2 protein-coding genes are annotated in these 15419 nt (G+C 39.4%); both read right to left on the bottom strand.

Translation table 11 applies throughout. The features are described 5' to 3' along the window. Positions 1-32: 32 nt before the first annotated feature. Entirely contained in the window at positions 33-2735 is a 2703-nt protein-coding gene (locus tag V8V91_RS17765) for a hypothetical protein (protein ID WP_373396609.1), read from the bottom strand. Beyond that, a complete protein-coding gene (locus V8V91_RS17760) occupies positions 2717-15415 on the bottom strand; it encodes a beta strand repeat-containing protein (protein ID WP_373396608.1) in 12699 nt (4232 codons plus the stop codon). Before V8V91_RS17760 ends, V8V91_RS17765 begins: the two co-directional genes overlap by 19 nt. Between the last annotated feature and the right edge of the window lie 4 nt (positions 15416-15419).

The raw sequence follows: 15419 nt of genomic DNA, 5'->3' as shown, positions 1-15419 counted from the left end.
CGCATCGTAAGTCGATACATCGGATGTCTTGCTCAGATCGATGATGGGTTTTGATTTGCTTGAATAAGAAGTACATCCAAGTCAAAAACAAAAGTGTTGAATGGATCGAAGCCCTCTGCAATGACTATGTTTATTTTTTCACCGGAATCAATATCTACCTGACTAACAGAATAAGGAACTGTTAGATTAACCACTTGTCCAGGTGTCAAAACCCCTATTACACTAGTATAATTAAGAATAGGATCAATAACATCTACTCCATACAATGTAACGTTTCCAGTATTTGTAACTGTGAAGGTGTAATTGATTATATCCCCAACAGCACTAAATGAACTTAGGTCTGAAGTCTTTTCAACAAGTATCTCCCCGATCACTTGTCCAGTAATGGATTCACTATCTGTTGCCTCAATTGATTGATTTAGTGGATCAAGGCTCGTGACTTGTGCGGTATTATTTACTAGACCTGCATCTAAATCAAATTGGGTGATTGCATATGAAGTAGAAATTGTCCTAGTAATTCCAGGATCAATAGAACCCAAATTCTGATTTGTTCCGGTCAATGGATCCGTCACAGTAACATTATCCAAAGTAACATTACCAGTATTCGTTACTACCAGATCATAATTTAGAATATCTCCTACCTGATCAAAGGTCTGAGTATTTGCTATTTTATCGAAAGCAATAGAAGGATTTTGATTTGCTGAGATCGAAAGTTGATCGTTATCAAAAACCGTGTTTCCAATTGGATCCTGACCAGTTGCGGTTGCTGTATTATCAATTGAACCGCTATTAATATCTGCTAAGGAAACTGTATAAATTGAAGATACAGTGACTGCGGCTCCAGGAATTAAATCCCCAATATTTTGATTGAACCCTGTTTTAGGATCAACCAAAGTAATGGATGAGATAGTCACATTTCCAGTGTTTGATACTTCAAGGAAATATTCAATTTCCTCTCCATCAACTGAGAAAGAAGTTTTGTTTGCTGATTTAGATAATGAAATTGTCGCGTCCTGAACAACTGTTACATCAACAGTTGCACTAGAAGTCACAGTTGTATTAGTAGGAGTCACACCTGTTGCAGTGGCAGTATTGGAAATAATTCCTGCATCCAATTCAGCCTGAGAAACCAAATGATCTGTATTCACCTCCACAAAATCACCTGGAGCTAGGCTTGGAAGAGTTTGATTTACATTTGTTAATGGATCGGTAATGATCACATTTGTCAAAGTAACATTTCCAGTATTGGTGACTTTCAACAGATAAATGATATCCTCATTTAATGAATTAACAGTTGCTCTATCTGCAGATTTCTCAATAAGAATTGACGGAATCTGAGTTGCATCAATCCTTAATGAAGCATTATCGCTAGTGGATTTTCCTTTTGGTGTAGTTCCAATTACTGCGGCGATATTCGTTAATGAACCTAAGTCCAAATCACTTTGGGTAATGGTATAAGTTCCAGTAACAGTTCTTATTTCATTTGGAGTCATTGTGCCCAATACTTGACTTATTCCAAGTAGTGGATCACTCAAATTCACTTTACTCAAGGTTACATTTCCAGTATTCTCAACTTCTAAGGTATAAGTGATTATATCTCCGACTTGATCAAAATCTGATAAATTTGCAGTTTTTGTCAATTCAATGGACGGGCTAGTATTGGCTGAGATAATTAACTGATCAAATGATCTTACCTTTTTACCTGATGGTCCAAAACCAATCGCTTCGGCAACATTTCTAATATTTCCCCTATCAACGTCTGCTTGAGTAATTGTATATGGGAAGGTATAAGTTGTAGTAGCATTTGGTAGAAGTATACCCAAATCCTCATTCAGACCGAATAATGGATCAATTAAATTGACCGGATCAAGAGATAAGTTTCCATTGTTTTCAACAGTAAATGTATAAGTAATAATCTCTCCTTCAGTACTATAAGTAGTCTTATCAGCAGTTTTGATCAGGTCTATTCCTCCATTCTGATTAACTGGAGTAATTACCTGGTCACTGTCAACAATTGGAAGATTGAGTTTTGTTAAAGCAGTTACAGTAGCATCATTTTCAATGAAGCCAGTATCAATATCAGTTTGGGTTACAGTATAACTAGTGGTGTAAGAAATAGATTGTCCAGGATTCAAGCTTGGTTCTAAAGCACTCAATCCTGTCAATGGATCAACTGTAGTAACATTTTCCAGTGTAAGGTTACCTGTATTTTCTAGAACAAGAGTATAAGTAATGATATCACCCTCTGCGTTAACGGACGAAACATCAGCCGTTTTAGTCAGTGAAATACCTGGTTGTCTTACTATTGAAATGATTACATCATCCTGATCTGAAATGATTCCTCCATTCGTATCAGTAGCAGAAACATCTACAACATTTTCCAACTGCACACCATCAAGGTCATCTTGAGTTACTGTATAAGCGACTGTATAGGACACGATATCTCCTGAAGCAAAGCTTGGGATAACCTCTGCCAGACCTACTTTGGCATCAGTAATTTGAACATCATCCAGTGTAACATTTCCAACGTTTTCGACTTCAATGGTGTAAGTTACAATTTGACCAAGGGTTGATACTGAAGATTTATCAGCTGTTTTGTTTACTACAATTCCTGGGCTTTGGATTGCATTGACAGTCTTAGAATCAGAATCAGAGTAGGAAGCTCCAACATTATCTTGTCCTACAACTGTAGCTGTATTGATTACTTGACCTGCATCTATATCTGCTTGATCCACCACATAGGAAGTTGTAAATACTTGTGAGGCTCCGGAGTTAAAGTAAATGTGGCTGGATTAAGGCCGGTTGGCGCATCAGACAATTGGATATTCTCAAGTGTCAAACTACCGATATTTGTAACAGTTAATTCATAATCAATGGCATCACCTACATTGGTATAGCTGTTTGACAATGCTGTTTTCGCAAGATCTATAGCACCTCTTCCCAATGAAATAGCAAATGCAACATCAGATCGGGTAATCGTAGAATTATCAGGCTGGACAGCAGTTACTGTTGCCGTATTCCTTATTAATCCAGCATCCACATCACTTTGGGTCACAGAATAAGGAATAGTATAAGTCACAGACTGTTGTGGATCCAGCGCAGCCTCAGTTTGAGAATATGATAAAGTAGGATCGGTGGTCTGTACATTAGTCAAAGTGACATTACCCCTATTTGTAACAAAAATGGTATATGTCACTACATCGTTTTCATTCTGATATATTCTTGGGCTAACAATTTTCCTAATTTCAAGTGAACCGAATTGGGCTGCATTAGCAGTCCAAGTATTAGAGTCACTCAATAATTGCCCTAATGGCGCATTTGCTGTCACCGAAGCAGTATTTTCATAAATACCAGAATCAATGTCGGACTGATCTATCGTATGAGCAGTTGTATAGGTCTGAACCTGTCCAGGATCTAATGTAAGTGTTTCATTCAATCCTGTTTTTGGATCTGTGACATTTACATTTGTTAAGGTCACATTCCCTTCATTTCGTACAATAACATTGTAGTTGATGTCCTGACCAACTCTGAAATAGGTTTTCAAATCACCTACTTTTTCGATGCTAACCTTTCGCTGCTGATCTACCCCAACCTTTTGATCATCAGAATCTGTGATTTGTTTTGCAGCAGGTGTATCTGCTGTGACCTCAGCTGTATTCAGTATCTCCCCTGCATCAATATCAGACTGAGTAACAGTATATGTCAAGGTATAAGAAACGGAGGCTCCAGGATCTAGGTCTGAAGATTCAGTATTATCAAAGCCAAGTTTATTATCCTGAGTTCTCACATTACTCAAAGTAACATTTCCTATGTTCGTTACATTGATTGTATAAGTGATGGATTCACCAGCGGAATAAACAATCGCTTTGTTGGCATCTTTTGTAATACTTATATTTCCGTCTTGCGAAGCGGTAATAGAAATCTGATCATTATCAGAAACCGGATTATTGTTCGTATCGACTCCATTTACAGTTGCTGTATTATCAATTGATCCATTGTCAATATCAGCCTGGGTAACTGTATAAGTAGTAGTATAAACTTCAGTTTGATTTGAATTAAGCGTTATACTTGGTGAAGTAAATCCTGTCAATGCATCCGTTACCTGGACAGACGATAGGGTGACATTTCCTTGGTTTTCTATAGAAAGATCAAATGTTATTACCTCACCAACCTGGCTGTAACTAGCCTTATCAGCATTTTTAGTTAATGTGATGCTTGGAGCTTGTGTTGCTTGCACAACTACTTCATTTGTCGTAGCAGCTATTGGATCATTATTTACATCAACCCCATTGGCAGTTGCCTGATTACTATAAGATCCAGCGTCCAAATCTGCCTGTTCAACAATATGTCTGACACTAACCTGCCTTTTAGCACCTGGTGCTAAGGAAGCGATTGGGTTTCCTGAAAGAATATCAACATTTGGATCGGTTACCACAATATTGCTAAGTGTAACATTACCTGTATTCTCAACCTCAATGATATAATTTATATTCTCTCCTACACTTGCATAGTTTTGCGTTTGAGAAACTTTTGTGGCAGCTAATCCAGGTGTCTGATCAGCAGTTAAAGTAACAGAATTAGATACTGCGTTGACTGCATTATTTTTAGGATCTATTCCGGATACACTTGCTGTATTTACATATTGTCCAGCATCAAGATCTGCCTGAGTCACTATATGGGTTGCAGTAACTGTTCTTTGTTGATCAGGTCTTAACTGGAACTGCGATTGAGAAATTGTGGTGTTAGGATCAGTCACTTGAATTCTTCTTACAGTAACATTTCCAGTATTCCTAATTACCATGGAATAGCTAATAACTTCCCCTACTGAAGAATAAGTAGTTTGCGTGGAAGATTTAGAAATTTCCAAAGCAGGTTTTTGAATTGCAGGAACTATTACCTGGGAAGAATTTCTTGTGTGTTCCTTATTATTCGGATCTTTTGCTTTACCAGTGGCTGTATTTCTATATTCTCCAGCATTTACATCTCCCAGAACAACGGTATGGCTTGCTGTCACAGTAGCTACAGCCCCTGGGGCTAAAGTAGAAATTGGGCTACCGGAATTAATGATCGCTTTAGGATCTGAAACCACTATATCAGAGAGGGTAACATTACCAATATTGGTAACAATTATCTCATAATTAATAACATTAGTAGCCGTATCGTATTCAGTTGTCAAAGAATTTTTTACAACTGTAAAGTCAGGTTTCTGAACTGCGGGAACAACAACTGTATTTGTTTGTCTTTTAATTGTGCCAGCATTGTTTGGTTCCCTAGCTTCGACCTCTGCTCTATTAGAATAACTGCCAGCATCAAGATCGGCTTGGGTAACTACATGCTGAGCGTTAAGAATAACTTCTTGCCCAGGTGCAATTGCAGCAACAGGATTGGTTGATGTAATAACCGCATCCGGGTCGATAACCAAGACATTTGACAAGGTAACATTACCTCTGTTTCTGATAGAAATATTATAGGAAATCACATCCCCAACTGCATCATAATTAACAGTAGAAGCGGATTTGGAAACTACCATTTTTGGATTCTGGGTTGCGAAAAGATTTTTAGAATCCGTATCTGATAATACATTTCCACTAAAATCTGCTCCTGTTGCAGAAACCACGTTGACTACAGAACCTGCATCAACATCAGCTTGGGTTATGGTATAATTGACATCAAATGTAGCAAATGCACCTGGTGCCAAAACAGTAAGAGTTGTATCCAATCCAACTTTAGCATCCTCTACTCTCAGATTGAAGATGTTAATGTTTCCTGGATTTTGTACATAGATAGAATAGTCTACTACCTCACCTGCGTTGATATAACCGCTTTGTCTTACACCTTTGGTAATATTCAATCCTGGTGTCTGGGAACCATTGATAACGTCAGTTGCTTGACCGCTAACAGGATCACCTAATGCCGTTTGTCCTGCTGCGGTAGCAGTATTAGTAATAGTTCCCCTATCTATGTCATTTTGAGTGACTGTATAATTGAGGTTGTAAGTTCGAGAATCGCCTGGAGCAAAAACTGTTATAGTTTGAGAAAGACCAGTTTTTACATCCTCTACATGTACATTATTTAAAGTAGTGTTACCAGTATTTCTTACAGTTACTGTATAGTTTAATACCTCACCTACCCTAAAGTAACCATTTTGAGCTACTGTCTTTTCTACTACTAATACTGAATTAGTCACTGCTGTAACAGTTGCTGTTCCTGTTGTTGAGGCTAATGCTCCACCAGAAGGGAATCCCGTTGCCGTAGCAACATTAACAAATTGGCCAGCATCGATATCTGCTTGGTTGGTTGTGTGACTCGCGGTATAATTCCATACTTCCCCGACATCCAGTAAATTATTATTATTTGTATCTCCTCCTCTGAAAGTTGGAGGCGAATTATTTACTCCAGGATCAGTTACATTCACACCAGCAAAGGTCACATTACCGGTATTTGTCAAAGCCAAATTATAGGTTAAAGCTTGTCCAAGTGCATTGTAATTATTTGGACTCGTCGTGCTGGTTTTCACTAAAGTCCACGATGGACTCTGTACAGCTGTAACAATTTCTGTATCCGCAACGGAAGAAATAAGGCCTGATGTTAAAAGTCCAGAGGCTGCAGCAGCATTGACATAAGTTCCATTATCCAAATCAGCTTGAGTGACGGCATGTGTTGCTGTATAAGTCCATGCTTCACCTATACTAAGAATACCATCATTCCCTACATCCGAACCAGCATTTAATGTTGGAATGCTGTCTGCTCCAGGATCGTTTATTGTAATAGTATTAATTGAGGCATTGCCAGTATTGGTCAGGACAATCTCATAGGTAATTACTTCCCCTACAAAACTGTATTCTTTTGGATTATTTTGAGCGGTTTTTTCTATGGTCCAATTTGCCCTAATATTAGAAGGTACATTCACAGATCCATTTGCAGGACTAAGAGTACCTCCCGCAGGATCACCTCTTGCGGTAGCTGTATTTCTAAAACCTCCATTATCCACATCATCCTGATTAGTCACATAGCTGGCAGTATAGGTCCAGATTTCTCCAGGAGACACAATTCCATCCGCATTTGTATCTCCGGATTGATAGCTTGGAGCTGCTGTTTGAGGATCGTTTACAGCTAGATTTGTTATAGAAACATTTCCAGTATTCTCTACAGCTATTGTATAATTTATTGTTGTGCTTGGAGCATCAAAAGAAGAAATATCTGCTGTTTTCCTTACTCTAAGTGATGGAGATTGAGCGACAGGAGTTCGAACCGTTTGAGTTAGACTAACGGGACTTGCTTGCTGAATCAAATCCGCTGTCAAAGTCGCATTGTTTTCTACAAATCCTCTATCCAGATCAACTTGGGTCACAGTATATGCTGCAGTATAAGCTTGGGATACCCCGGGATCCAATCTTGAAATATTTTCAGAAAGGCTAGACAATGGGTCTTGAACAACCACATTTAGGTAAGAGATATTACCAGTGTTGTTCACAGTTAATTGGTATCTAATCACTTCTCCCAAAGCACTTACAGAAGCTGGTGTAGCTGTCTTAGTAAATACTAGATTTGGATTGTTACTTCCTGCTAATTTAATAGTTTCAGAGTCTGAAACCGGCTCACCTCTTGTGCCCCTTGCTGAAGTTGAAGCAGTATTTTCTACAAATCCTTGATTCAAATCATCTTGGGTAACTGTATAAACTGTAGTATAAGTTTCGATCTGCTTAGGTGCCATAGTATTTATGTTCACCGCTAAACCAGTCGTTGGATCCTGAACTTGTACAGAATTCAATGTGACATTACCTGTGTTTGTTACAGTTATAGTATAGTTTAAAATTTCACCTGCAGTAGTAAAGCCTGACTCTTGTACCGTTTTTGTAAGCTCTATTTTTGGATTTTGTGATCCGTTAAGAATGTTGGAATCAAAATCTCTAACCGTAACACCAAGTGATGTTTCAACTCCAGAGGCCTCTGCTAGATTTTCAATTCTTCCTAAATCAACATCCTGTTGAGTAACAGAATAATCAACCGTATAAACTTCAACCTGACCTGGTGCTAAAGAACCAATAGCTTGATTAAAGCCTAATTTGCTGTCTTGGACTTCTGCATTGTCGAGATTCACGTTACCATTATTTTTAACGGTAAGGATATACTGTATGATTTCTCCTTCAATTGAGTAACCAAAAGCTGAGACAGTTTTCTCTACATCAATAGAAGGTCTTGGATTACCTCCTGAAACTACAGTATCAGAATCATCAATATCATTTCCATCAGGATCTTGACCAACAGCGCGTGCGGTATTTACAATCTCACCACGATCTAGATCAGCTTGGGTAATCGTATAGTTCTCAGTAATTGAAATAGTCTGATTTGGAGCCAAACTTCCAATATCTGTATTCAAACTTAGAAGCGGGTCGCTAATAGTCACATCACTAAGTGTAACGTTACCTAAGTTGGTCACTGTGAAAGTATAAGTAATCACATCACCCACATTATTGAAAGTAGCTGGACTTACAGATTTAGTCAGGCTTAAGTCAGGATTTTTGGATCCTGTCACAATATCTGTATCGGTTTTTGAAATAGTATTTCCATCCGGATCCAAGCCAGTCACTGTTCCCGTATTCGTAATCGTCCCTGAATCTACATCAGCTTGAGTGACACTATAAGTTCCTGTATAGGTCCAGCTTTCTCCAACATCTAGAATAGAATTTCCATCATCTCCAGATCCATAAGTAGGTCCAGTAGAGAGTAATGGATCAGTAACATCAATTGTATTTATTCTAGTATTACCAGAATTTGCTATAACTATTTGGATAGTCAATACTTCACCGGCCAAAGAATATCCTGATTGTTGTACTGTTTTTGCTATTGTGAAATCAGCAGTTTTGGAACCTTGAATCGTCACTATATCGGTATCAGTAATTGTTGCGCTGCTAGGATCAGTACCAACTGCAGTAACCGTATTTGAGATAGTTCCACGATCTACATCGTTCTGAGTAATAGTATAGGAAGTCGCAATAGTACTGGACTGTGAAGGTGCTAATGTTGGAATAGTTTGGTTTAATCCTGTCAATGGATCAGTTAGCACAACTGGACTTAAAGTTTGATTACCATCATTTGTGATAATAATCGAATAGCTGAGAACCTGACCTGCACGGTCAAAACCTGCAGCAGTACTGGTCTTGGTGACATTGATGGATGAATTTTTATTTGCTGTCGAAACAACAGTACTGTTTCCATTGACTGCTTGACCACCCACGGCTAGACCAGTTACTGAAGCTGTATTGGAAACTGTTCCATTATCGACATCGGCTTGAGTAACCGTATAAGTACCTGTGAGATTAGAAGAAGCTCCAGGCTGTAAGGTTCCAATAGATTGATTTACAATACCAGCCTTTGGATCATTTACTACCAAGTTATTAAGCGTGATATTTCCATTATTGGTAACCCTTATGGTATAGTTTAGGACCGTATTAGCACTGTCAAAAGTAGCTTTATCTACCGTTTTGTTAATGTTTACCGATCTGTTAATTGTCGCAGTTATGCTTTCCGAATCCGTTGCATTTGCAATTGCTCCTGTAGGTGGAGTTCCACTTACTGTTACAGTATTTGTGAAACCACCTGCATTAATATCATCCTGCATTATTTGATAGGTAGCAGAATAAGTCCAAGTTTCGGTTGGGTCCAAATTGCTATCTCGATTCGTATCCCCAGAAACATAAGTTGGTCCGGAAGTCGCCAAAGGATCACTTGGTACTATATTAGAAATAGTAACATTTCCAGTATTATCGAGAACTATCGAATAGTTTATGGTTTGTCCAGCTCTATCAAAGGTTGCTGAAGAGGCTGTTTTAGTAACTGTCCATGAAGGGGTTTGAGCCGCATTTGCAGTTTCACTTGCAGTGATTTCCGGTAAGTTTCCAGCAGCGCTAACTCCAGTAGCAGAAACCGAATTGGTAAAGGATCCCGCATCAAGATCCGCTTGAGTAACGGTATAAGTAGCTGTATAAATCCACGCTTCTCCTACATCAAGCACACCAACATTTGCATTATCTCCTGATGATTTTACAGGAGCAGCAGTTTTTAAATCAAAGAGATTCAGGCTTGTAATGGAAACATTACCTGTATTGGTGACTGTGATATCGTAGTTTAATACCTCGCCAAGTGTAGAATATGTTGCCGGGTTAGAATTTGTCAAGTCTTTAGCAATGGTCCAGGATGGATTCTGATTTACACCTATGGTTATATCAGTGGTTCTATCTGCTAAAGTTCCTGCAACAGGGGTTCCAGAAAGAGTTGCTGTATTTGAAATTTGTCCTGCATCAATATCGGCTTGGGTCACAGTATAAGTACCTGTGTAAGTCCAAGCCTCTCCTACATTTAAAATTGAATTATTGTTGACATCTCCACCAGTCAAAGCCAATGCTGGAACAAGAGGATCTGTCACAGAAACATTTTCAATCGTGATATTCCCTGTATTTGTAGCCAGAATGGTATAAGTAATCACCTCACCTGCAGATGAAACATCTGATAAATCAGCAGTTTTCACAATAGTGAAGCGAGGAGTTTGGGAGGCATTTATTCTCAAATCATCAGTTCGAGTAATACTACCACCACTAGGATCCTCAGCTGTGACTGTCACATTATTAGTAATGCTTCCTCCATCAATATCAGCTTGGGTCACCGAATAGGTTCCTGTAATTGAGGAAGTCTGTCCTGGTGCCAGGGATGCAATAGTTTGATTTGTAATTCCAGCTAGTGGATCATTTGCCACTAAATTGGTTAATGTAACATTACCTGAGTTTGTAATACTTATTGTGTAAGAAATGACTTCACCGGCTGTATTGTATCCATTTTTATCGGCTGATTTAATAATATTCAAATTAGGGTTGGGAACCCCATTTACAGTGACACTTGAAGTAGCAGGTGCTAGAGTTCCTTGAGTCGGAGTACCTGTGGCAGTAGCTGTGTTTGTATACGTCCCGGCATCAAGATCAGTTTGGTTTACGAGATGAGTTGCAGCATAAACCCATGTTTCGCCAGGAGACATCAATTGGTCATTTCCTAAATCACCAGACTGGAATGTTGGACCAGTACTTGCCCCCGGATCTGTCACGGTCACATTAGAAATGGTGACATTTCCTGAATTTCTGACAGTGATCCTATAGGTCAATGCTTGACCCAATTGACTATAAGAAAGATCCGTTGTCGTTTTTAATACAGTTAATTCTGGGTTGGGAACAGCGTCCACCCTGACTGGATTGGAAGTGATCCTAGGCATAGCACCAGCAGATTGAGTTGTTCCATTTGCAGTAGCGATATTTTCAACATAGCCTCTATCCAGGTCTGCTTGATTGACAGTATAGGTTCCTGTATAGGTCCAGATTTCACCCGGATCCAATTCATTTTGATTGGTTATATCTCCACTGACTTTGATTAAATTTCTAACCAAAGGATCTGAGGTATTTGGAGAATCAACCGTAATATTTCCCGTATTTTCAAGTAAAACTTGATATGAAATCACATCTCCAACTCCATCAAAGTCCAGAGTAGAGCTTGATTTGGTCAAAGTCCAGGATGGGTTTTGAATTGCTGTAATTGTTGCAGAAGCGGAAACATCACTCAAAATTCCACCAGCAGGAGTCCCAGAAGCGGTTGCAGTATTAACAAAACTACCAGCATCAATATCTGCCTGAGTAACCCGATATGGTTCAAGGTAAGTCCAAGATTCTCCAACGCTAAGAATACGATCACCTCCAATATCAGAGGTACCCACTAGGCCTGGATTTCTGCTCAGAGTTATATCAAACAAATCAATATTTGAAATAGAAATGTTTCCCGTATTCGTTAAAATAAAGCGAAACGCAGTTGCATCACCAACTTGAGAATAAGTAGTTCTACTTGGTTCTTTAGAAAGTGTCCAGGATGGATTTTGAACGGCATTGACCGTAACGGTATTGGATATTCCCGGAGCCAAAGTTCCGCTTGCAGGAATTCCGGACACTGTAGCGGTGTTGCTATAGCTCCCTGCATCGATATCTGCTTGGGTGACTCTATGAGTGGCGTAGAAGGTCCAAGTCTCGCCTACATCCAAGGTTCCAACTACAGGAAAGTCGCCTGTTATGGTTGATGAAAGAGTCGTATTTGGATCTGTAAGTGTCAACGCGGTGATGGCCACATTTCCAGTATTCTGTACTTGGATTTCATATTCGATCAAATCTCTTACCTGATCGTAATTTTGGGTAGTGGTGGATTTGGTAACAGTCCAAGAAGGATTAGGGTCGCCAGTAATAAAGGTGAAAATCGCTCCATCAGGAAGATTTACTCCATTAAATATCAGCTTGGGACTGCCAAAGGAATCCGGAATAATCTGCTGAACTGTACCAGTGGAGAAGTCTCCATCTCCATCCTCGTCAATCAACATGCGGTAATTATCGAGATTTGTAGTACCTCCGCTTGTCACCAGTCCATTGAAATCAAACTCTAGATCCACAGTTCCAGGGGCCATTGTACGCTGAACTTTCCACTCCCTCCCTAATCTGAACTTATTGATACCTGCTGGAAGATCCGAGGTTTGCTCGACTAAGCCCCCGTTGTCATGTCCAATCATCAAAAAGTCTCCGTCATCCAAAGAACTTGGGTTGCTGATGACAATATTTCCTTTGCCGCTTTGCCCTATTCCATTGCCGCTTCCGCTGTTTACACTGTTGGATGAGATTTGGTTTAAGCCACTTACATCATCTCGTCCGATCCCAAACACATCATTCCAATAATTTGTATCGGTCCAGATTTGATTTCCGTCTGAATCCACATAGGCATTGACTGAGGGGTCAAGTGTAATACCATACTTTATGGCCAAATAGGACTGAATTATTGCTTTATCAGATTCAGATAAAGAATTTGGGAAAATGATCAATTCAGTTAAATCACCACTCAGTCTAAATACATTTGGACCTCCGCCTATTACTGGAGTCAAGTCAACAGATGAGAAGTCCACTCCGGATTCTTGTGTAACCGAAACAGGTGCACCATTTAACCTTGCGTTTGCAAGTGCGGGAGACAAATCAATGGAATTGATGGCAAAATCAATTGTTGAATTGGGATTGGAAAATACCTGGGTATTCCCATTACTATCTTTAGTTTTCACACTTGTGAGAAGCCTTTCAAAAAATCCACCATCTCCTGTAGTATTCCCGACAATGGTACCACCATTCTGAAAAATATCGTCATACTTGAAGACCGCAAAGGCTTCTACCGCATTAATTTGAGATTTTCCAATTAATCCATCATCAGGAAGTCCAATATTGTTGGGATTTGCAAAAGTAACAGCAGGATAGAAATTCAAAGAACTGTCATTAACAGTGGGATCACCAACTACTGAAAAATTATTTGTAAAACTCTGATCAACCCATCTACTTAAATTACCGGAATTTGTGCTTACACCCTGATCACTTTTTAACCAAAGGTTAGGAGTTTGAAAAAGTGTAACATTCAAGGAAGTCGCCAATGTAAACACTGAATTGTCTTGCAGCGCGATATTTGAAAAAAGTAGTACCCCATTGATAAAGGAATCGGGCATGACTTCATTGACCGTACCCGTAGTAAAATCCCCATCACCATCTGAATCTACCAATAATCTGTAGTTATTTGCCTGATTACCTCCTAGCGAAATACCCAATAGATCTATGCTCAGATTTACAGTACCTACATCATTGGTGTGACTTACCTTCCATTCACGTCCGATCCGTTTTGCATTTGTCAATCCGGAAGGCAATTCACTGGTTTGCTCTGCTAATGCACCGTTATCATGACCGATCAGCAAGAAGTCACCGGGATCCAATGAAGAAGAGTTGCTCAAAACAATATTTGCTTTTCCATTTTGTCCAGTACCATCACCGCTACCAGTATTCATACTATTGGATTGAGTCTGGTTTAATCCCGTGACCCCATCGGAGCCTATTCCAAAGACATCATTGTGGTATGATGCATTTGTTGTGGCATCCCAGATCGGAGTTCCTGCACTGTTGACATAATTTCCAATCAGGTGAATACCATATTTTATAGCCAAATAGGACTCAATTTTTACCTTATCTCGTGCCGTAAAACCTGATGGAAATGTAATCACTTCTGCCAGATTCCCATTAAATGGAATCCAACCAAATGAAGATCCATTATTATTCGTCCCTCCAATCATTGGGGTCAATAAAATATTAGAAAAATCCCCTCCAGTTTCTGTTGTTACAGGTTGGGCATCGCCATTCAAACGGGCTGTAGCAAAGGGTGAGGTGGACAAGGATACATCCAGATTATTGATGGTGTATGAATTGACATATTCAAGATTTTCAAAACTTTGGTAGGTACTATTGGTACCATTGCCCACATAAACCTGAAAATCACGTGATGAGCCAAAAATTGCTTTCCCATAATTAGGTCCTGCGGTGGCTCCGCCAAGAATTGTACCTGCATTAAGCGAATTATTATGCTTGAAAACAGCAAAAGCATCAACGTATGAAATCTCAGTATTCCCGGTCAGCCGATGAGTAGGTAATACCGTTTGACTAGAGGTGTTATTAAAGCCAACTACCGGGTTAAAGTTAATCGCATCGGCAGTAAAGGTTGGACTGCCAGTAATGGTAAAGGTATTCGTACCTGTTTGATCCACCCACCCACTTAAATTTCCTGCATTTTGTGTAGCACCTTGATCACCTTTCAGCCATAGATTAGCAGTTTGAAGGAGGTCTGCTAACGTTAAAGAGGTAAGCAGGGTAAACACCGCATTGTCTGGAAGTGATAAACTTGAAAAAGTTAATAATTCGGAAACGTAAGAGTCAGGATTCACCTCAGTGACTGAACCAGTGGTAAAATCTCCATCACCATCTGTATCAATTAAAAGCTTAAAATCTGAAGCTTGTCCCCCAGACAAATTAAGATCGATAGTATTAAATGTAAGATTTACTGTACCTACGTCGTTAGTATGGCGGACTTTCCATTCCCTTGTCAAGCGAAGGGATCCTACAAGGCTCGTGGGTAGATCAGAGGATTGCTCTGTCAAGACTCCATTATCATGACCTATCAATAAAAAGTCTCCATTATCCAAAGAAGATGGATTGCTTAGCACCAAATTCCCTTTCCCACTTTGACCAGTACCGTCCCCACTACCTGAATTGATACTATTGGATTGATTCTGATTGAGTCCGCTCACGTCATCCTTTCCGATTCCAAAAATATCGTTCCAATAATTCAACTGATCCCAAATAATTGTACTATCAGACGATAGGTAATTCGTAACTGATGGATCTAATGAAATACCGTATTTAAGAGCCAAATAAGACTCGATTGAAATCCTTTCACTTTCTGTAAGTGAGAATGGGAATAGAATAATTTCTGCGACCTCACCATCAAATGCACTCCAGGTGTCTCTAGTTCCTCCTATCATAGGA

It is taken from the genome of Algoriphagus halophilus (genome assembly GCF_041729275.1).
GTDB lineage: Bacteria > Bacteroidota > Bacteroidia > Cytophagales > Cyclobacteriaceae > Algoriphagus > Algoriphagus halophilus_A.
The sequence above is the reverse complement of the archived record's forward strand: the minus strand, read 5'-3'. Positions and strand labels throughout refer to the sequence as shown.

What these genes read in the sequence shown, in the direction of transcription:
- V8V91_RS17760 (WP_373396608.1), bottom strand. Translation starts at nt 15,415, where the DNA reads ATGATAGGAGGAACTAGAGACACCTGGAGTGCATTTGATGGTGAGGTC.